21 protein-coding genes and 1 pseudogene are annotated in these 22,942 nt (G+C 38.3%); 20 read left to right on the top strand and 2 right to left on the bottom strand.

Annotation, left to right across the window (positions count from 1 at the left end):
- Positions 1 to 165 precede the first annotated feature (165 nt).
- Genes LMF32_RS01775 through LMF32_RS01765 form a run of 3 tightly spaced genes read left to right on the top strand, consistent with a single transcriptional unit; the run spans position 166 to position 2,871 of the window.
- Positions 166 to 810, top strand: coding sequence for a TetR family transcriptional regulator (locus LMF32_RS01775; RefSeq protein ID WP_230523652.1), 645 nt, complete (start codon positions 166 to 168; stop codon positions 808 to 810).
- 1 nt (position 811) lies between these two features.
- Positions 812 to 2,533, top strand: a complete 1,722-nt coding sequence (locus LMF32_RS01770) for an ABC transporter ATP-binding protein (protein WP_230523651.1) — start codon at positions 812 to 814, stop codon at positions 2,531 to 2,533.
- Positions 2,533 to 2,871: a hypothetical protein gene (locus tag LMF32_RS01765; protein WP_230523650.1), complete on the top strand. Its 339-nt coding sequence runs from the start codon at positions 2,533 to 2,535 to the stop codon at positions 2,869 to 2,871. Before LMF32_RS01770 ends, LMF32_RS01765 begins: the two co-directional genes overlap by 1 nt.
- A gap of 141 nt (positions 2,872 to 3,012) precedes the next feature.
- Here LMF32_RS01765 and LMF32_RS01760 read toward each other — a convergent pair whose 3' ends face one another.
- Entirely contained in the window at positions 3,013 to 4,119 is a 1,107-nt protein-coding gene (locus LMF32_RS01760; RefSeq protein ID WP_230523649.1) for an IS4 family transposase, read from the bottom strand.
- 129 nt (positions 4,120 to 4,248) lie between these two features.
- On the opposite strand from LMF32_RS01760, the pseudogene LMF32_RS01755 reads away from it, so the two are divergent.
- Positions 4,249 to 5,784, top strand: a pseudogene (locus LMF32_RS01755) (ABC transporter ATP-binding protein); the annotation flags it as partial.
- An 88-nt stretch (positions 5,785 to 5,872) separates the two neighbouring features.
- On the opposite strand, the gene LMF32_RS01750 reads toward LMF32_RS01755, so the two are convergent.
- Positions 5,873 to 6,850 (bottom strand): tocopherol cyclase family protein, encoded by a 978-nt coding sequence (locus LMF32_RS01750; protein WP_230523648.1) that lies wholly within the window; start codon positions 6,848 to 6,850, stop codon positions 5,873 to 5,875.
- 269 nt (positions 6,851 to 7,119) lie between these two features.
- On the opposite strand from LMF32_RS01750, the gene LMF32_RS01745 reads away from it, so the two are divergent.
- From LMF32_RS01745 to atpD, 16 genes are all read left to right on the top strand, one after another.
- Positions 7,120 to 8,313 carry a GNAT family N-acetyltransferase gene (locus LMF32_RS01745; protein WP_230523647.1) on the top strand — a complete coding sequence of 398 codons (1,194 nt, stop codon included), beginning with the start codon at positions 7,120 to 7,122 and terminating at the stop codon, positions 8,311 to 8,313.
- 22 nt (positions 8,314 to 8,335) lie between these two features.
- Positions 8,336 to 9,355 carry a serine hydrolase domain-containing protein gene (locus LMF32_RS01740; protein WP_230523646.1) on the top strand — a complete coding sequence of 340 codons (1,020 nt, stop codon included), beginning with the start codon at positions 8,336 to 8,338 and terminating at the stop codon, positions 9,353 to 9,355.
- Positions 9,356 to 9,457: 102 nt separating this feature from the next.
- Entirely contained in the window at positions 9,458 to 10,417 is a 960-nt protein-coding gene (gene manA / locus LMF32_RS01735) for a mannose-6-phosphate isomerase, class I (RefSeq protein ID WP_230523645.1), read from the top strand.
- A gap of 227 nt (positions 10,418 to 10,644) precedes the next feature.
- Positions 10,645 to 11,235, top strand: coding sequence for a thymidine kinase (locus LMF32_RS01730; protein ID WP_230523644.1), 591 nt, complete (start codon positions 10,645 to 10,647; stop codon positions 11,233 to 11,235).
- A 15-nt stretch (positions 11,236 to 11,250) separates the two neighbouring features.
- On the top strand, positions 11,251 to 12,330 hold the full coding sequence (gene prfA, locus LMF32_RS01725) for a peptide chain release factor 1 (RefSeq protein ID WP_230523643.1): 1,080 nt from the start codon (positions 11,251 to 11,253) through the stop codon (positions 12,328 to 12,330).
- Positions 12,320 to 13,165, top strand: a complete 846-nt coding sequence (gene prmC / locus LMF32_RS01720; protein ID WP_230523642.1) for a peptide chain release factor N(5)-glutamine methyltransferase — start codon at positions 12,320 to 12,322, stop codon at positions 13,163 to 13,165. Before prfA ends, prmC begins: the two co-directional genes overlap by 11 nt.
- A gap of 70 nt (positions 13,166 to 13,235) precedes the next feature.
- Positions 13,236 to 14,264, top strand: coding sequence for an L-threonylcarbamoyladenylate synthase (locus LMF32_RS01715; RefSeq protein WP_230523641.1), 1,029 nt, complete (start codon positions 13,236 to 13,238; stop codon positions 14,262 to 14,264).
- Positions 14,265 to 14,404: 140 nt separating this feature from the next.
- Positions 14,405 to 15,643 carry a serine hydroxymethyltransferase gene (gene glyA / locus LMF32_RS01710; RefSeq protein ID WP_230523640.1) on the top strand — a complete coding sequence of 413 codons (1,239 nt, stop codon included), beginning with the start codon at positions 14,405 to 14,407 and terminating at the stop codon, positions 15,641 to 15,643.
- A gap of 227 nt (positions 15,644 to 15,870) precedes the next feature.
- Positions 15,871 to 16,500, top strand: coding sequence for a uracil phosphoribosyltransferase (gene upp, locus LMF32_RS01705; RefSeq protein WP_188204067.1), 630 nt, complete (start codon positions 15,871 to 15,873; stop codon positions 16,498 to 16,500).
- Positions 16,501 to 16,790: 290 nt separating this feature from the next.
- Positions 16,791 to 17,540, top strand: a complete 750-nt coding sequence (gene atpB / locus LMF32_RS01700; RefSeq protein WP_223155955.1) for a F0F1 ATP synthase subunit A — start codon at positions 16,791 to 16,793, stop codon at positions 17,538 to 17,540.
- Between the two features lie 51 nt (positions 17,541 to 17,591).
- Positions 17,592 to 17,804, top strand: coding sequence for a F0F1 ATP synthase subunit C (gene atpE / locus LMF32_RS01695; protein ID WP_092479404.1), 213 nt, complete (start codon positions 17,592 to 17,594; stop codon positions 17,802 to 17,804).
- An 86-nt stretch (positions 17,805 to 17,890) separates the two neighbouring features.
- The gene (gene atpF / locus LMF32_RS01690) at positions 17,891 to 18,412 is read left to right on the top strand and encodes a F0F1 ATP synthase subunit B (protein ID WP_230523639.1); all 522 of its coding nucleotides are present in this window, start codon (positions 17,891 to 17,893) and stop codon (positions 18,410 to 18,412) included.
- Positions 18,399 to 18,938, top strand: a complete 540-nt coding sequence (gene atpH / locus LMF32_RS01685; protein WP_230523638.1) for an ATP synthase F1 subunit delta — start codon at positions 18,399 to 18,401, stop codon at positions 18,936 to 18,938. The genes atpF and atpH overlap by 14 nt, the downstream gene beginning before the upstream one ends.
- 30 nt (positions 18,939 to 18,968) lie before the next feature.
- Positions 18,969 to 20,492: a F0F1 ATP synthase subunit alpha gene (atpA, locus tag LMF32_RS01680; RefSeq protein ID WP_230523637.1), complete on the top strand. Its 1,524-nt coding sequence runs from the start codon at positions 18,969 to 18,971 to the stop codon at positions 20,490 to 20,492.
- Between the two features lie 33 nt (positions 20,493 to 20,525).
- Entirely contained in the window at positions 20,526 to 21,449 is a 924-nt protein-coding gene (locus LMF32_RS01675) for a F0F1 ATP synthase subunit gamma (protein WP_230525057.1), read from the top strand.
- Positions 21,450 to 21,483: 34 nt separating this feature from the next.
- The gene (gene atpD, locus LMF32_RS01670) at positions 21,484 to 22,923 is read left to right on the top strand and encodes a F0F1 ATP synthase subunit beta (RefSeq protein WP_092479408.1); all 1,440 of its coding nucleotides are present in this window, start codon (positions 21,484 to 21,486) and stop codon (positions 22,921 to 22,923) included.
- Positions 22,924 to 22,942: the final 19 nt, after the last annotated feature.

Here is a 22,942-nt window from a genome sequence, read left to right as displayed (position 1 = left end):
TTGAACCGCCGTATACCGAACGGTACGTACGGTGGTGTGAGAGGACGGTAAATAAATTAATTATTTACCTCCTACTCGATTTGCAACATGACAGGTTGTCATATATAATTGTTGGATGCTGTATGAAATTGTACGAACATTGTAGGGTGAAAGGAGAGGTTTCGTTTGCCTACACAAACTTTTTTTAATTTAAGCGAAGAAAAAAGAAATCGACTGATAGACGCTGCAATGGAAGAATTTTCAGAAAAGTCATTGAATCAAGCGTCTATTAATACCATTATAAAGAAGGCTTGTGTGTCTAGAGGAAGTTTTTACCAGTACTTTGAAAATAAAGAAGATTTATTCTTCTATATCATGAAGCTGGTTAAAACAGATTCGCAGCGTCTGTTTATCGAAGAAATCAAAAAAGCGGACGGAGATCTTTTTTTAGGGGTCAGGCATTACTTTCCTAAATTGTTGTCATCCGTCATGGAGACACCGAATGCGGACTTTTTTAAGCAATTATTTTTGCATTTGGATTACCGTACCAGCAAAGAAGTGACTCCAGAGCAGCTGAGAGAAAGCGAAGAAGGGAACGCAACACGAAAAGCTGTTTTTTCTCATGTAGATCGGAACCGTTTGAAAGCCGATACGGATGAAGAACTGTTGTGTTTACTGAATTTCATCGTCTCTATGATGATGCAGGAAATTGTAGAAGGATATGCAAAAGAACGTCCTCGAAAAAAGATTCATTTTTATTTTTGTCGAAAATTAAAGTGGCTGGAACATGGGGCCAGAAAAGAAGTCAAATCAGAAGCGGGGGAAAAATAGCGTGTGGAAATTAACAAAAAGAATGAATAAGTGGGCTATATTTTTAGCCGTAGTATTCATGATCATACAAGTTACTGGAGATTTAGTATTGCCAACATTAACAGCGGATATCATTGATAATGGTATAGCAAATGGAGACGTCGATTATATTTTAGACATCGGATTGAAGATGATGATCGTTGCACTTATAGCAATAGCAGGAGCGATTGCGAATGTCTTTATTGCTGCAAGAGAGTCCCAAGGATTAGGAAAACGATTGAGAAACAAAATTTTCCGCAAAGTAACTCATTTTTCAAATGATGAACTTGATGAAGTGGGGACGGCTTCTTTGATTACGAGAACAACGAATGACGTTGTCCAAGTTCAATTAGTTGTTTTGATGATGTTGCGTATGATGATCATGGCCCCAATTATGATGGTTGGTGCTGGAATTTTGGCATTTACTCGGGAACCTCAATTGGCACGAGCCTTTTTGATCTCTATTCCATTACTAGCTATTATGATCGCTATTATCATGCGATTTGCCGTGCCGTACTTTAAATCGATGCAGCGAAAAACAGATCGATTGAATTTGATTTTTCGTGAAGGCCTGACTGGTGTCCGGGTAGTGAGAGCTTTTAGAAAAGACAAACATGAAGAAAAACGCTTTGATACCGCGAATAAAGACTTTGCAAACACAGCGATCCAAGCTTTTACTTACATGGCATTCCTGATGCCGGCCATGACTGTAGTGATCAGTATCACGAATATCTTGATCATTTGGCTGGGAGGAAGTTTGATTAGTACCGGAGAAATGGAAGTCGGAAACTTAGTAACTTTTTTAACGTATGCTATGCAGATCCTGATCAGTGTTATGCAAGTAGCTTTTATATTTATGTTTATCCCGCGTGGACAAGTTTCAGCTGCTCGTATCAACGAAGTATTAGATTTGAGAAGTAAAATCTTAGATCCAGAAGTGGCAAAAGACATCACAACGGAAAAAGAAGTTTCGTTTGAATTCAGTCATGTGGACTTTCGTTATACAGGTGCCGAAAAGTTGGCATTAGAGGATATTGATTTTAAAGTTCAAAAAGGTGAAACTGTCGCTATTATTGGAGGGACAGGCTCAGGTAAATCTACTTTGGCGAATTTGATTCCGCGGTTTTATGACGTAGAGTCTGGGAGTATAAAGATCAACAGAACGGATATCAGAGATTATACTCAACATGATTTGAGAACACTTATGGGATATGCTCCTCAAAAAGCTGTACTGTTTACAGGAACGATTCGCGAAAACATGAGATATGGAAAACCTGAAGCCACAGATGAAGAAATATGGCATGCACTCGAAATCGCTCAAGCTAAAGATTTCGTGGAAAAAATGCCTAAAGGTCTGGATGCTCATGTTGAGCAAGGCGGAGGAAACTTTTCTGGTGGACAACGTCAACGGTTAAGTATTGCACGAGCCCTTGTATCTCAAGCGGATATTTTACTGTTTGATGATTCGTTTTCCGCTTTGGACTTTAAAACCGATGCGGTCTTAAGGGCTGCATTGAAAAAAGAAACGACGGAGTCAATCGTGATCATCATTGCACAGCGTATCAGTAGTGTAGTAGATGCTGACCTGATCATTGTATTAGATGAAGGGAAAATGGTTGGTAAAGGAACTCATGAAGAGCTGAAAGAGACAAGTGAAACGTACCGTGAAATTATGGAATCTCAAATGAAAGGAGACGAGATCTGATGAAAAACAGTTCGCAGAATAAAGGCGGTCTAAGCCCAAGAAAAGCGAAAAATTTCTGGGGCACTTTAAGACGATTAATGACATACATGGCAAATCGAATCTGGGGAGTTCTATTAGTACTGGTATTAACGATTGCCGCAACAATTTTTACTACGTTGACCCCTAAGATGCTGGGTAGAGCAACGACAGAAATATTTAGAGGGTATCAAGAAGGAATGGCTTTGAGAGAATCCGGACAAACAGTAGATGTGCTGCCGATCAATTTTGATTTGATTGGTGAAATTTTAGTCATGGTTTTTATCCTCTATATATCAGCTGGTCTCACTAGTGTTGCATAAATATAGTCAGAATATTCTGAATTATTATTTTCTTGAAAAAAGTAAAAAAAATTGAATGCTTACGCAAAGGATGACTATTTCCAGAAAATTTTGCTTATTTAGCTGATTCCATTAGCATCCAACAACAACGTTTTATTGTAGTCAATTGGGCACTAAAAGTTCAATCCATTTTTCTGCAGGTTGAAATAGGAGGTAACGAAAAAGTCGTTTAATTTGGAAAATAGACTGTCCAGTCTTTGTTTCTAACTGAATCAAATAGGTTAGTAAACTGGCAATCAAGGCTAAAATCAATTGATTTACGACTCCCTGTTCGCTTCTTGAAAAAAACTTTTTGATTGTCATATGCTGTTTAATGTGTTTGAAGAACAGTTCTATTTGCCAACGAGCTTTATACATTTCTGCAATTTCAGCAGAGGAACAGTCAAAACGATTCGTGATGAACTGAAGAACTTTCCCTTTTTGATCTTGAATAGTCACTAAACGAAATCGGGAAGTTAGATAGTTTTGAGCACCTAATGCGACCAATTGGTCGCTGATAATAGAGTCTTCTTTGGAAGCTGCTAATGTTTCCAAAACATGAACTTTTGTATTCTTTTTGATTCTCGTCACAAAGAAATAACCATTCCAGTGCATTTTATCCATTCGTTCGAAATCTAGGTAACCACGATCGAATACATAAGTTGCCTCAGGTTGATTGACCAACACTTCCAACTGGTTTGTATCATGTTCAATCGCATTAGTTAGTGTAAAATCATCTGGATAAAGATGGTCATTATCCATAAAGCAGAGTTTTAAGTGAAGCTTAACTCCTGATTTCGTTTTACGAAAATCAGCCCATTGATAAAGATTTTGATTCAATGAAAAGGTCGAAGAGTCAATTAAATAGAGACTATTTCGCTTATCCACGGGCATTTTATTTTTAACCTGACTGAGAAGCTGGTAAAAAATAGCTAAAAGAATTTCTGAATCCATTTTGGGAAGAACTCTAGAAAGCTGAGAATAACTGATGCTTTCAATCCCAATCTCTTTTTGAAGTTCTTTGGAAACAAAAGCAGTATCCATATCTCTGAGACTTTCTTTCTCTTCATTGATCGCATGAAGAAAAAGCTGCAGAGCTCGAAAGAAACTAAGTTTCTTATGGTATTTATCAAAGGCAAAAACCTTTTCACGAATAGGAATCGGTAATTTTTCTAACTTAATTGCCGAAAACCATTTATTAAAAGCAGAATTTAGTTTATACTTATCCATAAGTTGGGTCCTTTTTATTGGTCTTGGATAAGTCATCCAAGTTCAGTATAAAGGACTTTTTTGCATATTGGAATAGGATACATAACATTGTGAAACATATTATGTTTCATGCAACACTAGTGAGCTGGTCTATTTAATTACTTTCAACAGTTCACTATGGCGCGTATCGGACAACGAACAGTCTATGATTTGAGAAAAGATTTAAAAGCAAAAATGAGTCGTATGCCGATCAGCTATTACGATACGCATTCTAATGGAGACATCATGTCACGGGCCGTGAATGATATGGACCAAATTGCCAATACCTTGCAGCAGTCATTGACTCAGTTCGTTCAAAGTGTCGTGCAATTTGTTGCCGTTTTGTCGGTGATGTTGAGCATCAGTCTGCAATTGACTGTGGTATCCATGATTATTGTCGTTTTGAGCGGGATTTTTGTAGGTGTCATCGCCCCTAGAGCTCAAAAAATGTTTGCAAAACAGCAGAAAGAATTAGGGATCTTGAATGATCAGGTAGAAGAAATTTATTCTGGACATGCGGTCGTAAAGATCTACAACCATGAAGAAACAGAAATTGAAAAATTTGAGAAGCAAAATGAATCTTACTACGAAGCATCTTGGAAGGCTCAATTTTTGACAGGGCTTATGATGCCATTGATTTCTTTTGCACGTAATGTCGGGTATTTAGCAGTAGCCGTATTAGGTGGGATTAATGTAGCAAATGGCACAATGACACTCGGGAACGTACAAGCTTTCTTACAATACGTAAACCAATTCTCTCAGCCAATGAGAGACATAGCTAACTTGTCTAATACGATTCAAGCTACAGTAGCATCAGCAGAACGTGTATTTGAAGTCTTGGATGAACCCGAGATGAATTTGGAGCAATCAAACATCCAACCTCTTCAAAACTCGCCGTATAAGATTCAATTTGAACATGTGCAGTTTGGTTATGGTGGACCTGATGAACCATTGTTGATGAAAGATTTCAACTTAGATGTTAAAGAAGGCGAAATGATTGCTGTTGTTGGGCCTACTGGCGCAGGGAAATCGACGTTGATTAACTTGCTGCAACGTTTCTATGACGTCAAGGGCGGCAGCATCAAGCTGAACGGTGTAGACACTAGAGACATCACGAGAGAAGAATTGCGTTCTCATTTTGCTATGGTATTGCAAGATACGTGGTTGTTTAACGGTACAATTTTAGAAAATATTCAATACGGCAACGAAGAAGCAAATGAGTCGAAAGAAAAAGTTTTTGAAGCAGCAGCAGCTGCTCATGTCGATGACTTTGTCCGTAAGCTGCCGCATGGATACGATACTGTTTTGAATGAAGAAGCTAGTAACATTTCTCAAGGACAGCGTCAATTGCTGACCATTGCACGCGCTTTTTATGCAGATCCGGAAATTTTGATTCTTGATGAAGCAACGTCTAGTGTGGATACGCGTACTGAAGTATTGATTCAAAAAGCGATGGCGAAGTTGCTGAAAGGCAGAACCAGCTTTGTGGTAGCCCATCGATTATCGACTATTCGGGACGCTGATAAAATCATCGTTATGGATCAAGGAGACGTGATTGAAACCGGAAATCATGATGAGTTGATGGCTAAAAATGGGTTTTACGCTAATCTTTACAACGCTCAATTCGCTCAATCAGAAACTGCTTAACAAAAAGAAGACCGTTCAGCCATCTTTAGGCTGAACGGTCTTCTTTTTAATGGAACTTATTCTAGTACTAAAAGAATGGTGTTATGTTTCAGTCTGTCATTTGATATCCGACTACTTCAATTCCAGCCATTTTTCCGTCATCCTTATAAACAAATGGGGCTTGAAAATTCTCTAAAGTAATGTGCAAATGATCTGAGAAGCCTTCTTTGACTTTTTTACCCATTACTCCATTTTGGGGTGCAGTCAATTCACCAAATTTATCAGGACGAGCGACAATGGTCAAGCGAGCATTTTTATTCTCCAGAATGATTTTTATTTCAGTAGAAGACAATCGTTGAATGGTCATCTTGCTTCTATTATAAGTTGCAAACCGATATTCTTTTCCTTGCATCACCAAATTGCAGATAAAGCCTTCAAGGTTTAACTTCATCAATGGAACATTTGCCACAGAAAAGAACAAGCTTGTCGTAGGATCCTTAAAGTTGTTGCTTTGAATCCACATGTATTCTTTTGGAAAAGAAGTTCCCCAATCTTTTTCAAAATAGCCTTTTCCGCCTGTGAAGTCGATCACACGATTATTGATTTTCACATAACCATTAATAGAGTGGTTCATGCTGATTACGCCATGGTTGCATTCCATGTTGGGAATATAACTCAATGGTCCCATAATGGTAGGATTTAACCATGTCTTTTGGATAGGATGCAAATTGTGCAAAGAAAAAGAACCTTTGATTTTAGTGCCTTCTTTAGTTAAGTGAATCGTAACTTTTTTTTCAGAAAAAACATTTTGACCAATCTGTACTTGAAAAGGTTCATCTCGAGTAATAAATTGATCGATCGGATAAGGAAAATAATCCGTTTTGATCACGGGAAGGTGGTTATGATCTTTGGTCACTGAAATGTATTGAACAAAACAATGTTTGTCCGTTTCGCTTAAACTGATACCTGGAATGAAACTGATCAGTTCTGTTTCATCTTTAGTCACTTGTTTATAATACCAACCCTCAAAATAAACTTTTTTTTCAGTGTTCCCTTGAAACAAAATAGGACGAAATGTTTTTGGCATGATACTCACCTCCAGACTATTGATTTCCATTTTTTCCGATTTATATATTATTAGTATAGTCTTTTGTTAGATAAGAAGTCGATTTGTAAGCTCAAAAAATTGACTGGACAAGAGAATAAACCAACAGAAAAAGCAACACGCTGGGTTTTCTGCAGAATATTTTTTTTAGGATAACTGAACGAAATAAGTCCTTCTCATTAACTAGGTTCAAAGAAAATGTGCTACCATAAAAGAAAAAGAATACGGCATAGAGAAAGAGGCGAAGTCAGATGAGTAAAGTAAGGAATGTCCCGCAAGATCATTTCGAAGAAGCTTATGCTTTAGCTATTTATGCTTTCAACGTACCGGATACGACAGAAAGGAAAGCAAATTTTCGTACGGTTTTTAACCATTCAAATACGTTTGGGATCTACCAGCAAAATGAACTAAAGAGTCAAATGCTTGTACTGTCTTTAGAAGTCTTGTTTCATGGAGAAACAATGTCTATGGGCGGAATTTCATATGTTTCTAGCTATCCAGAAACCAGGGGGATGGGCAACATCAAAAAGTTGTTCACTGCTTCGTTAGACCATATGAACAGAGAAGGGATGGTACTTTCTTATTTAGATCCTTTTTCGTATCCTTTTTATCGTAAATTCGGTTATGAAGTAGCCTTCAATACAGCTTCTTACACGATTGATACAAGTTACATGCCAAAAACAAAAAAATACCCAGGACAGGTTAGTCGAGTAAAATGGGAACAAGAAAAAGAAACGATAACGAATATTTATCTTGAAAAGTATCACCATTCAGTTGGACCGCTAAAAAGAGCGGAATGGATGTGGCAGCAAAAGTTTTCGGATCCAGTTAAACAAAAACTAGCTATTTATAAAGATAACAATGATGAAGCAAAAGGATATTTGTCCTATCATTTTGGAGACAAAACATCAACTGATTTTATAATAGATGAAATGGTTTATTTAACGGCAGATGCGTACACTGCGTTATGGCAATTTGTAGCGTCTCACCAGAGCACGTTTAAAACCGTTCAGTATAAAACAGCAGAGAATGAATACATTATGGAGTTGTTTCCAAGACAGACCATAAAAAAAGAAGTTGATCCTTTCATGATGGCAAGGATTGTGAATATCGAATCTTTCTTGATGCGCTATCCTTTTAAAGAAAAAGCACAAACAACTTTTTATTTACAAGTCAAAGATCGCTTAGCTGATTGGAATAATGGTATCTGGAAAGTAGAACTGAGAAATACAGGTCGAAAAGTAACCAAGCTAGCTATGGAAACAGAAATAAAAGAAGCTGCTTTTTTATCCGCTTCTATTCAAACTTGGACACAGCTCTTTTTGGGTTATCGAAGTATAGAAGAGTTGAAGTTTCATGAAAAATTGATCTGCTCAACGGCTTGTGCAGCAGAATTAGCTGAAAGAATACCACAAGGGGATCCACAGTTATACGACTATTTTTAAAAGAACAAGAAAAGGTGAAAAAATGTATCCAAAAACTAGAAAAGCTATTCAATCGTTGATTCAAGAAGGAATTATGCCAGGGGCTAGTTATGCCTTCATCGAAGGAAATGACGTGCAGCATTACTTAGACGGCTTAGCAGCGGTTTTTCCTGAGGAAGAAGCCATCAAACCAGGTTTATTGTACGATGTAGCCTCTTTGACAAAAGTCATGATGACGACGACTGTCATATTACAGTTAATTGAAGAGGGAAAAATCGCTGTGGATGATCCTGTCCAACAGCATTTGCTTGAATTCTCTTCTGCTGTTGTGACGATTCGACACTTGCTGACGCATACTTCGGCTATCAATGGATACATTCCAAATCGAGATGCTTTATCTGCTTCAGAATTAAAACAATCTTTAGTGCAGCTTCCAGTAGGAGAAAATAGGGGAAAAGAAGTGGTTTACACTGATACTGGAATGATTTTATTAGGCTTTATAATTGAAAAAATCGAACAACTGCCTTTACAACAAGTATTTAATAAAAGAGTCCTCCAACCTTTAAACCTGGAGGACTCAACCTTTGAACCAACAGATGTGAATCAATGTGCTCCTACTGAACTTCACCCAAAAAGAGGGTTGATTCGCGGAGAAGTTCATGACCCGAAAGCTTTTGTATTGAAGGGTCACTGTGGCAGTGCAGGTCTTTTTTCTTCTTTAAAAGATTGCCTAACCTTTGCACAAATGATGTTAAACAAAGGAGAAAGCAACGGAGCGAGGGTGTTGAAAGAAAAAACCGTGGAAGGATTGTTGAAAGATTGGACGCCGACTGGAGATTTATGGCGTTCACTAGGTTGGAATCTAAAAGGAAATAAAGATCATCCTATTCTGTTTCATACAGGTTTCACTGGGACATTTATCTTAATCGATGTTCTGGAACAAAAAGCGTTTGTTTTTTTATCCAACAGAGTTCATCCTAAAAGTCATACACCAACTTATTTAGAGAAAAGAGATTTCTTGATCGACACCTATTTGAAAGAAAAGAGAAAAGAAGAAAATTAAAAGATTATAGTGAGATATCATTTTGAAACGTTTACAAATGTGATAAACTGGAGAAGCGAGGACAAGGTTTATTATTATAGAGTAGAAGCAGGAGGAAATGCAGTGATAGAACCATTAATCTTAGAACCCGTTATGCAAGAAAAAATTTGGGGCGGAACTAAATTAAAAGAAGCGTTTGGATATGACCTCCCCAGTGATAAAGTGGGCGAGTGTTGGGCCATCAGTGCACACAAAAATGGACCAAGCAAAGTTATCAACGGACCCTACAAAGGACTGACGTTGAATGAAGTTTGGGATCAGCATCGTGATGTTTTTGGCAACGCGGAGGGTGATGTATTTCCCTTATTGACTAAAATATTAGATGCGGCAGAGGACCTGTCTGTCCAAGTTCATCCTGATGATGCGTATGGATTAGAGCATGAGGGAGAACTTGGGAAAACGGAATGCTGGTATGTGATTGATGCTGATGAAGGTTCAGAAATCGTGTACGGTCATCATGCTAAAACCAAAGAAGAGTTGACTGAACTGATTCAAAATGGAAAATGGGATGAACTGCTACAGCGCATTCCGGTGAAAAAAGGCGACTTTTTCTTTGTGCCCAGCGGAACGATACATGCTATCGGCGGGGGAATCATGATACTGGAAACACAACAATCTAGTGATACGACGTACCGTGTATATGATTATGACCGTAAAGATGACAGCGGACAAGGAAGAGAACTGCATTTGCAGCAATCAATCGATGTAACAACTATCCCTAGTCAAAATCCTGATTCATCAGTAAAAACAGAAACTTCTAGCAATATCCAGATGACTACATTTGTTGAAAATGAATTTTTCAACGTTTATGAATGGAAAGTCAATGGCGTAGCAACATTCGCTCAAACTGCACCTTATACACTAGTGAGTGTATTGGATGGAGAAGGTGAATTAGTCATAGACGATACTCAATCTTATGAGTTGAAAAAAGGCATGCATTTTATTTTGCCAAATGATTTAAAAGCTTGGTCTATAGATGGAACTTTACAACTGATTGCTTCAACTCCAGGAGAAAAGTTGTAACAAACAAGTGAACAAACGAAAGAGCAGAGAATAAATTTCTCTGCTCTTTTATTGAATGAAGCTGAATGATTTGGGGAATCTATAAAGAATCAGCAGGAATGGGATGTCTTTGAACAAATGGTTGCTTGCAGTTAAAAGGACAAGGTCTTTGAATCGTATCTTGTACTTTAAGTTGATTTACAGTATAATTTTAAAGGATTCTTAGGAGAGAAATGAGGATATATCGGATGGCTCAATTATTTTTTAAGTACGGCGCAATGAACAGTGGTAAAACGATTGAAATTTTAAAAGTCGCACATAATTATGAAGAACAAAATAAACCTGTTATTATTATGACAAGTGGTATCGATGATCGAGACGCTATTGGTGTAGTATCCAGCCGTATTGGGTTACGCCGGAACGGGATAGCCATTTTTGAAGAAACGAATATTTTAGAAGTCGTCAATGAGTTGGATTATGAACCGGCTTGTGTGTTGTTAGATGAAGCGCAGTTTTTAACAAAAGACCACATCATTCAATTAACGAAAATAGTGGATGAATTGAATATTCCTGTTATGGCGTTCGGGTTGAAAAATGATTTCCAAAATGAACTATTTGAAGGTTCAAAATACTTATTGCTATACGCAGATAAGATCGAAGAAATGAAAACTATTTGCTGGTATTGTCATAAAAAAGCCACGATGAACATGCGTGTTGTAGACGGCAAGCCTGTTTATACTGGGGAGCAGATCCAAATTGGTGGAAATGAAGCATACTATCCGGTATGTCGAAGACACTATCACCATCCATTGATTATTGAAGATAATTCAAGAAATTAGAAAAGAGGAATTGACATGTTTGATCAGTTAGAAAGTGTGGTCGGACGCTATGAAGAAGTAAATGAAATGTTAAGTGATCCGGAAGTAATTTCCGATACGAAACGTTTTATGAAACTCTCTAAAGAAGAGGGGAACCTTCGTGAGACCGTTACGACTTATTTGAAATACAAAGAGATCCAACAAGGCATAGAAGAAACTGAAGAGATGCTGAGAGAAAAATTGGATGCTGAAATGGCTGAAATGGCTAAGGAAGAATTGGCTAGTTTGAAAGCTGAGCGGGAAGAATATGAAGAAAAAATCAAAATTTTGATGCTGCCTAAAGACGAAAATGATGACAAAAATATCATCATGGAAATTCGTGGAGCAGCCGGCGGAGATGAAGCTCAATTATTTGCTGGAGATTTATTCAATATGTACCAACGTTATGCTGAATCTCAAGGTTGGAAGACTGAAGTCTTGAATGCCAACATCACAGGTATTGGCGGATATAAAGAAATCACTTTAATGATTACAGGACAAAACGTTTATTCAAAATTAAAATTTGAAAATGGCGCACACCGTGTTCAACGTGTACCCCAAACGGAGTCCCAAGGACGTATCCATACTTCTACAGCAACTGTTGTCGTTATGCCGGAAGCAGAAGAAGTAGAGTTGGATATCGCAGACAATGATATCCGTACAGATATTTACCATGCAAGTGGTGCTGGTGGACAGCACGTCAACAAAACAGCATCTGCTGTTCGATTGACACACATTCCAACAGGTATTGCCGTTGAAATGCAAGATGAACGTTCTCAAATAAAAAACAGAGAGAAAGCAATGAAAGTTTTGCGTGCTCGCGTGTATGATCAATTAAAAAGTGAAGCTCAAGGCGAATACGATGCTGAACGTAAATTAGCTGTTGGGACTGGGGACCGTTCAGAGCGTATCAGAACGTATAATTTCCCTCAAAACCGGATCACAGATCATAGAATTGGATTGACGATTCAAAAACTAGATCAAATCTTATCTGGAAAACTAGATGAAGTGGTCGATGCATTAGTGCTGTACGACCAAACTTCAAAAATGGAGCAATTACAGAATAATGAATACTAATTCAACCTATAGAGAAGTCCTTAAGTGGGCTTCTTCTTTTTTAGAAGCCAGTGCCAAAGAAGGTATCGCAGCTGAACGATTATTGATGGAACGACAACAATGGAACCGAACAGATTTTGTATTGCATTTGAATGAAGAAATGCCGTCCGAGATCAAGCGCCAATTGATCGAAGATGTAGCGGAACATGGCGGAGGAAGACCTATTCAGCATATACTGGGATATGAATGGTTTTATGACTTGAAATTAAAAGTGACCCATGACACGTTGATTCCTCGACCTGAAACGGAAGAAATTGTAGACAAATTTTTACAACAAACAAAACAAGACGATTCGTTAAAGGTATTAGATATCGGAACAGGAACAGGAGCCATTGCGATTGTAGCGAAAAAACAACGGCCAAATGACGATGTGACGGGAACGGATCTTTCACCTAAAGCATTAGCTGTTGCCAAAGAGAATGCTGCGGCAAATGGAGTAGCGGTCCGATTTCTTGAAGGAGACTTAACCGCTCCTGTAAAGGACGAAAAATTCGATGTGATTTTATCTAATCCGCCTTATATAGGAGAACATGAAAAAAACGTGATGGATCAAAGCGTATTGGACTATGAACCTCCTATGGCTTTATTTGCTGAAAACGACGGACTTTTTATTTACCAGCGGTTAGCAAAAGAGCTGCCAAGATTATTGAATCCGAACGGGAAAATCTATTTAGAGATTGGCTATCAACAAGGAGGAGCGGTCAAGGAATTATTCCAAAAAGCTTTTCCTGAAGCTCTAGTACAAATAGAAAAAGACTTGAGCGGATTAGATCGGCTGATTTCTGTCCAAACCTGAACCGCTTTAATTTGAAAGATAAAAAAAAACAAGTAAATGAGTTGCAAAAGAAAAGAAAGAAGGCAAATTTGTGGAAACAAGAGTTTTTCAACAATCAGAAATCAAAGAAGCTGCTGCATTGATCAAAAAAGGTGAATTGGTATCCTTTCCTACTGAAACAGTTTATGGGTTAGGAGCAGATGCAATGAACGATCAAGCTGTAAAAAACGTTTATCAAGCAAAAGGACGTCCAAGCGACAATCCGTTAATCGTTCATGTAGCGTCTATAGGAGAAGTGTATGATTACGTGAAAAATGTGCCGAAAGTAGCCGAAACGTTGATGGAACAATTTTGGCCTGGTCCGTTAACACTGATTTTTGAAGTGAAAGAAGGCGTTTTTGCAGATGCAGTCACGGCAGGTTTAAACAGTGTAGCTATACGGATGCCTAAAAATGAAGCAACATTAAAATTGATCAAAGAAGCTGGAGTTCCTTTAGTTGGTCCAAGTGCCAATACATCTGGTAAACCCAGTCCCACAACGGCTATGCATGTCTACCATGATTTAAAAGGGAAAATTGCCGGAATATTAGATGATGGAGAAACAGGAGTCGGCTTAGAATCAACCGTGTTGGATATCACAGATCCCCAACAACCAACTATTCTTCGTCCAGGCGGAATCTCTAAAGGTGAGCTGGAAGACGTCATCGGACAAGTGTCTGTAGATAAGCACTTGGTATCAAGTGAAGAGACGCCAAAAGCTCCAGGAATGAAATACAAGCATTATTCTCCTAACGAACCGGTAATCATCGTAGAGGGAAATAAAGAGCTTTTTCAAAAAGCTGTCAAGCAGTATGGATCGACTGGAGAAAAAGTTGGTTTATTAGCGGATGATGAAGTGGTAGAAGCCCTTAAATGCAAAGTTGCAGCTGTTTTCTCTCTTGGCGAAATAGACGACATCCATTCAGCTTCGCGCAGACTGTATGCTGGATTACGATACTTTGAAACTACCGAAGCTAGTTTGATTTTAGCGCAAGCTTATCCTGAAGAAGGAATTGGAACAGCTTATATGAACCGATTGAAAAAAGCAGCGGGAAATCAATTCTATAAAGAACATAATTAAAAGAAAATACATAGGAATCGTTTTTCCTATGTATTTTCTTGTTATTATTTTATATAATGTTGAGTTAAGAATACAAAAAAAAATGATGAGGACTCATCATACATAGAAATTCAGGAATGAACTAAAGGGATGTGGCTGAGATGAAGGGTAAATTATGGGATGAAGAAGTGTTTCAAGCGATTGGACAAGAAAAACAACGCCAAGAACAAAATATTGAGTTGATTGCATCAGAGAATTTTGTTTCCGAAGCTGTACTGGCTGCTCAAGGAAGTATCTTAACGAATAAATACGCTGAAGGCTATCCGGGAAAAAGATATTATGGCGGTTGTGAGTACATTGATGTAGTAGAAAATTTAGCCATTGATCGTGCGAAGAAATTATTTGGTGCTGAGTATGCCAATGTTCAGCCTCATTCTGGATCAAGTGCAAATATGGCGGCTTACAATGCTTTATTGGAGCACGGAGATGTAGTTTTGGGAATGGATTTGACACATGGAGGTCATCTTACACACGGTTCTCCAGTAAACTTCAGTGGAAGAACGTACAACTTTGTCCCTTATGGAGTAGACAAAGACACTGAGCAAATCGATTACCAAGAAGTTCGTCGTTTAGCGATGGAACATAAGCCAAAGTTGATTATTGCAGGTGCCAGTGCTTATCCTAGAGCCATTGATTTTAAGGCATTCCGTGAAATCGCTGATGAAATAAACGCATATTTCATGGTCGATATGGCACATATTGCCGGTTTAGTAGCTGCTGGTGTTCACGAAAGTCCTATTCTTTATGCAGATGTCGTAACGACAACGACGCATAAAACGCTACGCGGACCACGTGGAGGAATGATTTTAGCTAAAGAAGCGTTTGCGAAAAAATTGAATAGCGCTATTTTCCCCGGCATTCAAGGCGGTCCTTTAGAACATGTCATTGCTGGAAAAGCCATTGCACTAAAAGAAGCAATGCAGCCTGACTTTGGTGTGTACGCAAAGAACGTTGTAAAAAATGCTCAAGCTATGGCTGAAGTTTTTCTTTCGTCTAAAGCGCGACTGATCAGTGGAGGAACGGATAACCATCTATTGCTGCTGGATGTTAGAAATTTTGCATTGAATGGAATGCAAGCTGAAAAGCTGCTGGATGAAGTAGGGATAACGGTGAATAAAAATACGATTCCGTTTGAAGAGTTGAGTCCATTTAAAACAAGCGGTATTCGAATCGGAACTCCGGCGATTACTACCCGTCAGTTTGATGAAGAAGATGCGAAGAAAGTGGCAAGACTGATCATCGAAACTTTAGAGGCAAAAGACCAACCTGAAAAACTGGAAACTATCCGAAAAGAAGTGCGCCAATTGACAACAAAAAGACCATTGTACTTGGAAAACTAAAGCTGTTTCTCAGAATGCTCTGAAGAAAATTGCAGACGAAATAAAGGATTCTAAACAGCAGCTCACTCTTATTAATTGAGTGAGCTGCTGTTTTATTGTACAGTAGTTTTGTAAAAGAAAATTCGGATTTAAAATAGTCAAAACTAAATTGATTATTTCTTTGTAAAGTGATGAAAGTTCATGTATAATTGGCATGTTTGAACATATTAACCAAGGGGGCAAATAAAATGGCAAAACTTGAAGTAATGGATCATCCTTTAATCCAACATAAGTTAACGATTATCAGAGATAAAAATACAGGGACTAAGGTTTTTCGAGAAGTGGTTAATGAAATCGCCCGCTTAATGGCATATGAAGTATCTAGAGACATGCCGTTGCAAGATGTTGAAATTGAAACACCTTTAGTTAAAAGTATTCAAAAAGAAATAGCTGGTAAAAAAGTTGCCATTATTCCTATCTTACGAGCTGGTCTAGGGATGGTAGACGGAATGCTTGATTTGATTCCTGCAGCAAAAGTAGGTCACGTAGGGATGTATCGTGATCATGAAACACTTGAACCGGTAGAATATTTTGTGAAATTGCCGTCAGACATTAAAGAACGTCAATTATTAGTAGTAGATCCTATGTTAGCAACGGGAGGTTCAGCGATTGCTGCAATCGATTCGTTGAAGAAGCGTGGGGCTACGATTATTAAATTTGTGTGTTTAGTAGCTGCTCCAGAAGGGATCAAAGCTTTACAAGAAGCTCATCCGGATGTAGATATTTATACAGCATCTTTAGATGAAAAATTGGATGAGAATGGATACATTTTGCCTGGTCTAGGTGACGCAGGCGACCGCTTGTTTGGAACGCTATAATCAGAAAATTAAGACCAGAAATCCGTCAAAAGGATTTCTGGTTTTTTGACTCTACCAATAGGAAGCGCTTCAAAAGTTTGTGAAAAGCAAGTGAGTAGTTGCTTAAAAAGCCTTTTGTACAAGCAATTTGATAGAATTAAAACATATTCACATAATTTCTTTGAAATTAAAATCACTTGGTGGTATGATGACAATTGTCTGGGAGAAGAGAGCCTGATTTGAGAGTTTTTCTTTTCTGCTGGAATTTTTTTGATTATAAAGATGGATTCTTGAGAAAGAAGGTGAAAGTATTGGAACACGAAACTCTGACTAGGGAATTTATGGGCCTGACATTTGATCTTACCACTGTATTAGTGACAGTTGCATCGTGCATCATTGTGTTTTTGGTTGTGTTTATTTGTACGCGCAATTTACAACTAAAGCCGACAGGAAAGCAAAATTTTATCGAGTGGGTTATCGATTTCGTAAACAATATTGTATCAACGTCAATTCCTGGGAAACGTGGAGACCGATTTAAACTCCTTGGTTTTACGTTGTTCTTATTCGTATTTGTCTCTAACATGGTAGGTTTGCCACTAGTGTTAGTGATAGATGACATTCAATGGTGGAAGAGTCCTACTGCTGATCCAATCGTAACTTTATCGTTGGCGATGATGGTTATTTTGATGTCGCATTTCTTCGGGGTTCAAGAGCAAGGGTTCAAAAATTATTTCTTAAATAGTTATATACGTCCCGTACCGTTCTTACTGCCCATAAAACTGTTTGAAGAATTTACAAATACGTTGACACTCGCTTTACGTTTGTATGGAAATATATTTGCAGGAGAAATCTTGATTGGTTTAATTGCCAGTTTGGCGAATAGTTTTGGTGCAGTGACTTGGCTTGTGGGAATACCACTCCAAATTGCATGGCAAGGTTTTTCTGTGTTTATAGGAAGTATTCAAGCGTTTGTTTTTACCACTTTAAGTATGGTCTACATTTCTCATAAAATTGGTCATGAAGAGACAGTGGAACACAAAGAATATGTTGAAGCAAGTTAAATAGTTTTTAAATAAAATGAAAAGTCGTTGAAGAACGAGGAGGAAATTAGAATGAATTTAATCGGAGCAGCAATCGCAGTTGCAGGGGCAGCTATTGGAGCAGCATTAGGATCAAGTCGCGTTATTTCAAAAGCTCTTGAGTCTATTGCACGTCAACCAGAAATGAAAGGTGAACTACAAACATTGATGTATATCGGTGTTGGTTTGGTAGAGGCTATTCCAATTATGGGCGTAGTTATTGCATTTATCCTCGTATTCCAATAAAACAATCCATACAAAAAAGTTATCTGAAAATTCACATCAATAAAATGAATTGATGCATAAGACAAGGGAATGGGAGGAGGCAATAAATGATGTTCAACCAGCTCGTTATAGGATCTGCTACTAGTGCCGGTAACACATTAGTAGTACTTGTTTCTTTTTTAATATTACTTTTATTATTGAAGAAATTTGCGTGGAAACCAGTTACTGAAATGATGGAGAAACGTTCTGAAACAATAGCTAATGATTTGGATGGAGCAAAACAAGCCCAGAAAAAAGCTAATGAACTAGTAGCTGAACAACAAAATAAATTGGCTGCTCTGCAGCAAGAGTCTGCAAAACTCATTGAACAAGCACAAGTCAATGCGACTCGAATGGAAAAAGAAATGATCCAAGATGCTAAAGATTCAATAGCTCAAATGAAGAAGCAAGCAAAAATGGATATAGCCTTTGAAAGACAGCAAGCATTAGATGAGGCTAAAAATGAAATTAGCGTATTGTCTCTTCAAATAGCGGAAAAATTGATTGGAAAAGAACTAGATACTGCAACGCATGCGGAGCTAGTTGATGAATTCATTGAAAGGTTAGCTGATTCGAATGAAACTAAATAGAAATATGGATCATGGACAAATGGCGCGTGTCTTTTATGACCATGCCCTTGAAAAAGAGCAGTTAGCTGTAGTGTTCAATGATTTAATGGACGTTCGTCAAATTATGCAAAACAACCCTGATTTAAGCAGGTTTTTCAACAATAGAGCTATTGAGAAAGCTAATAAGGAACAAGTATTGGCAGATTTTACGAAAGAATTTTCTGAATTGACAAAGAGTTTTATTCATACAATCTATGAATATCGTTTAATGGAAGAGCTAAATCACATTGTAAATGAATTTGAGAAAATCTATGATCATCACAATCGAACAGTAGTCGCTAAAGTCATTACTGCAGTGCCTTTGACAAAAGATCAAAGAGATCGATTGTCAGCTGTTTTTGCAGAAAAAATGAAAGCAAAAAAAGTTATTTTCAATGAAATTGTTGAGCCGGAAGTTCTAGGCGGTGTCATCATCGAAACAGAAGACCAAGTCTTTGACGGCAGTTTACGGTTCAATCTTGAAAAACTAAAAAAACAGATTCTTTAGTAATAATGAAGTTAAAGAGGTGAGAAGTAAATGGGCAAAAAAGCAGATGAAATTAGTACGCTTATAAAAAGTCAAATTGAAGGCTATCGTAATGAGTTGGCTATTGATGAAGTCGGAACTGTTAGTTACGTAGGAGATGGTATAGCTCGAGCTTTTGGTTTGAAAAATGTCATGTCGGGTGAATTAGTTGAATTTTCAAACGGTGTCTATGGTATGGCTCAGAACTTGGAAATAGACGATGTCGGGATCATTATTTTAGGGGCGTTTGATGGAATCCGTGAAGGCGATAGAGTAAGACGTACTGGACGTATCATGGAAGTTCCGGTCGGCGAAGAACTTATCGGACGTGTTGTCAATCCTCTAGGTCAACCAGTTGACGGACTTGGGGAAATTCATACTTCTCGAACACGTGAAATTGAAACCGAAGCACCTGGAGTAATGGAACGTCAATCTGTAAAAGAACCTTTGCAAACGGGTATCAAAGCAATCGATGCGCTTGTTCCTATTGGAAGAGGCCAACGTGAATTGATTATCGGTGACCGAAAAACGGGTAAAACCAGCTTGGCAATCGATACGATCTTAAACCAAAAGGGTAAAGATACCATTTGTATTTATGTAGCGATTGGACAAAAAGAATCGACTGTCCGCTCGCAAGTAGAAACACTGAGACGTTTCAATGCCTTGGAATATACGATCGTGGTCACTGCAAGTGCATCACAACCTGCGCCTTTATTATATATTGCCCCTTATTCAGGATTGGCAATGGGCGAAGAGTTTATGTATAACGGTAAACATGTGTTGATCATTTTTGATGATTTAAGCAAACAAGCAGCTGCTTATCGTGAACTTTCGTTATTACTACGTCGTCCTCCAGGTCGTGAAGCTTACCCAGGGGATGTATTTTACTTGCATTCGCGCTTGTTAGAAAGAGCAGCTAAGTTAAGTGATGATCTTGGCGGCGGTTCTATGACGGCTATACCATTTGTAGAAACGCAAGCAGGAGATATTTCTGCTTATATTCCAACGAACGTTATTTCCATTACAGATGGGCAAATATTCTTAGAAAATGATTTATTTTACTCTGGTGTCAGACCTGCAATAGCTGCTGGACTTTCTGTATCTCGTGTTGGTGGATCTGCTCAAATCAAAGCGATGAAAAAAGTTTCAGGGACATTACGTTTGGACCTAGCCAGCTATAGAGAATTGGAATCATTTACGCAATTCGGATCCGATCTAGATGCGGCTACTCAAGCGAAATTGAACCGTGGTCAAAGAACCGTTGAAGTACTGAAACAAGACTTGCACAGCCCAATAGCTGTAGAAAAACAAGTCATGATATTTTATGCTTTGACACATGGGTTCCTTGATTCTATACCAGTAGGCTCACTGAAAGAGTATGAGAAACAATTGTATATATTCTTAGACAATCAACACAGTGAAGTATTGACAGAAATCAGAGAAACTAAAAATTTACCTGCTGAGGATAAACTCGATGCAGTACTGGCTGAATTCAATACGACATTCAGTGCTATGCGTACTGACATCAATCGCTAAAAAGAGGCTAACAATTGAAGGCGGTGAATGAAGTTGGCAGAATCTTTACAAGATATCCAAAAACGAATCCAATCAACTAGAAAAACAAGTAATATCACAAAAGCTATGCAGATGGTTTCTGCAGCCAAGCTAGGGAAACAAGAACAGTTGAATAAAGGTTTTCAAGTTTATTCAGCCAAAGTAAGAGAAATGGTTGTTCATTTGGCTCAAACGCAATTAGCACTATTGGAAGATTCAGATATGATAGGAACAAATTCACCTTCAAATATTGACTTCCACGATATGTTGATTGAACGCCCCGTTAAAAAAACAGGGTATATCATTATCAGCTCGGATACAGGATTAGCAGGCGCATACAACAGTTCTGTCATCAAAACGACGATTGATATGATCCAACGAGATCACCAATCTCCGGATGAATATATTTTTATGGCTATTGGCCGCACAGCAGCTGATTTCTTTAAAAACCGAGGAATGAATATCGCTTATGAGCTGGATAATTTAAGTGATCAACCAGTATTTGACGAGGTGCGCGGGATAGCTCGCCAAATCGTTGAGATGTATAAAAACGAAGTGTTTGACGAAGTTTACCTTTGTTATAATCATCATATAAATACTATTACGTTCCAATATCGAGCGGAAAAAGTATTGCCGTTGACCGATTTAGATATTTCTGAGGCAGAAAAATTAGATTTTGATACAGATTATATTTATGAACCTTCGAAAGAAGAGATATTAGACATATTGCTGCCTCAATATGCAGAAAGTTTGCTCTATGGGGCTATTCTTGATGCAAAAACAGCTGAACATGCTGCTCGTATGACGGCTATGCAAGGCGCAACGGATAATGCAAAACAAATCATTGATGATCTGTCGATAAAATACAACCGAGCTAGACAAGCCGCGATAACTGAAGAAATCACAGAAATTATCGGCGGGTCTGAAGGGCTAAAATAAACAAGATTAAGGTAAGTGAATGGGAGGAAGATGAATGAGTACTGGTCATATTGTGCAAGTAATTGGTCCGGTTGTCGATGTAGAGTTCCCATTAAACGGAGTTCTTCCTGAAATCAATCATGCTTTGATCGTTGAAAAAGCAACCAATGAGTATTCAACAAGCAATTCGGACTCATCTCAAAGTGCAGAGACAGTAGTGCTAGAAGTTTCCTTACAATTGGGAAATGGAGTAGTTAGAACCATCGCCATGGAATCTACAGACGGTTTACAAAGAGGTATGCGGGTGAAAAACACAGAGCGTCCTATCTCTGTTCCGGTAGGAGAAGAAACATTAGGACGTATGTTTAATGTTTTAGGTGAAGCTATTGACCAAAAAGGCGACTTTGATGAAGAGATTAGACGTGATCCAATCCATCGCGAGGCACCTGCTTTTAATGAGCTAGCTGCCAGCACATCTATATTAGAGACAGGAATAAAAGTAATTGATTTGCTTGCTCCTTATTTAAAAGGTGGGAAAATTGGTCTATTCGGCGGAGCCGGCGTAGGTAAAACCGTATTGATTCAAGAACTGATTCACAACATTTCAGAAGAACATGGTGGTATTTCTGTTTTTGCGGGTGTAGGAGAAAGAACTCGTGAAGGAAATGATCTTTATTTTGAAATGATTGATTCTGGCGTTATCAAACGTACAGCTATGGTGTTTGGTCAAATGAACGAGCCGCCTGGTGCGCGTATGCGTGTAGCTTTGACAGGGCTGACAATGGCAGAGTATTTTAGAGATGAAGCTGGTCAAGATGTACTGCTCTTTATCGACAATATTTATCGATTTACTCAAGCCGGTTCAGAAGTCTCTGCTTTGTTAGGTCGTATGCCGTCTGCTGTTGGATATCAACCTACATTAGCTACGGAAATGGGTCAATTGCAAGAACGGATTACTTCTACAACTAGAGGTTCAATCACTTCTATTCAAGCGATTTATGTACCAGCGGATGACTATACGGATCCTGCTCCTGCAACCACCTTCGCCCATTTAGATGCGACAACAAACTTAGAGCGTCGTTTAACGGAGCAAGGTATCTATCCAGCTGTAGACCCATTAGCTTCTTCATCTAGTGCATTGTCTCCTGAAATTGTGGGAGAGGAACATTATGAAGTAGCTACTGAAGTACAGCATATGCTGCAGCGTTATCAAGAATTGCAAGACATTATTGCTATCTTAGGTATGGATGAACTTTCAGATCATGAAAAAATAATCGTTTCGAGGGCACGCAGAATCCAACTCTTCCTATCGCAAAACTTCCATGTGGCTGAAGCGTTCACAGGGATTCCAGGATCATATGTACCGGTTTCTGAAACGGTCAGAGGATTTAAAGAAATCTTAAATGGACGTTATGACGATTTACCAGAAGATGCCTTTAGGAACGTTGGAAGAATAGAAGAAGCTGTAGAAAAGGCGGGTCATTTAAAATATTGATCGACTAAAAATAAGTTGA

The organism is Desemzia sp. C1, from assembly GCF_020882875.1.
GTDB lineage: Bacteria > Bacillota > Bacilli > Lactobacillales > Carnobacteriaceae > Desemzia > Desemzia incerta.
Note: the sequence above shows the minus strand (reverse complement) of the source record. Positions and strands in the feature narration are given on the sequence as shown.

Coding starts and splice junctions, on each gene's coding strand:
- LMF32_RS01765 (WP_230523650.1), top strand. CDS start 2,533: ATGAAAAACAGTTCGCAGAATAAAGGCGGTCTAAGCCCAAGAAAAGCG.
- LMF32_RS01760 (WP_230523649.1), bottom strand. CDS start 4,119: ATGGATAAGTATAAACTAAATTCTGCTTTTAATAAATGGTTTTCGGCA.
- LMF32_RS01750 (WP_230523648.1), bottom strand. CDS start 6,850: ATGCCAAAAACATTTCGTCCTATTTTGTTTCAAGGGAACACTGAAAAA.
- LMF32_RS01745 (WP_230523647.1), top strand. CDS start 7,120: ATGAGTAAAGTAAGGAATGTCCCGCAAGATCATTTCGAAGAAGCTTAT.
- LMF32_RS01740 (WP_230523646.1), top strand. CDS start 8,336: ATGTATCCAAAAACTAGAAAAGCTATTCAATCGTTGATTCAAGAAGGA.
- LMF32_RS01730 (WP_230523644.1), top strand. CDS start 10,645: ATGGCTCAATTATTTTTTAAGTACGGCGCAATGAACAGTGGTAAAACG.
- prfA (WP_230523643.1), top strand. CDS start 11,251: ATGTTTGATCAGTTAGAAAGTGTGGTCGGACGCTATGAAGAAGTAAAT.
- prmC (WP_230523642.1), top strand. CDS start 12,320: ATGAATACTAATTCAACCTATAGAGAAGTCCTTAAGTGGGCTTCTTCT.
- glyA (WP_230523640.1), top strand. CDS start 14,405: ATGAAGGGTAAATTATGGGATGAAGAAGTGTTTCAAGCGATTGGACAA.
- upp (WP_188204067.1), top strand. CDS start 15,871: ATGGCAAAACTTGAAGTAATGGATCATCCTTTAATCCAACATAAGTTA.
- atpE (WP_092479404.1), top strand. CDS start 17,592: ATGAATTTAATCGGAGCAGCAATCGCAGTTGCAGGGGCAGCTATTGGA.
- atpF (WP_230523639.1), top strand. CDS start 17,891: ATGATGTTCAACCAGCTCGTTATAGGATCTGCTACTAGTGCCGGTAAC.
- atpH (WP_230523638.1), top strand. CDS start 18,399: ATGAAACTAAATAGAAATATGGATCATGGACAAATGGCGCGTGTCTTT.
- atpA (WP_230523637.1), top strand. CDS start 18,969: ATGGGCAAAAAAGCAGATGAAATTAGTACGCTTATAAAAAGTCAAATT.
- atpD (WP_092479408.1), top strand. CDS start 21,484: ATGAGTACTGGTCATATTGTGCAAGTAATTGGTCCGGTTGTCGATGTA.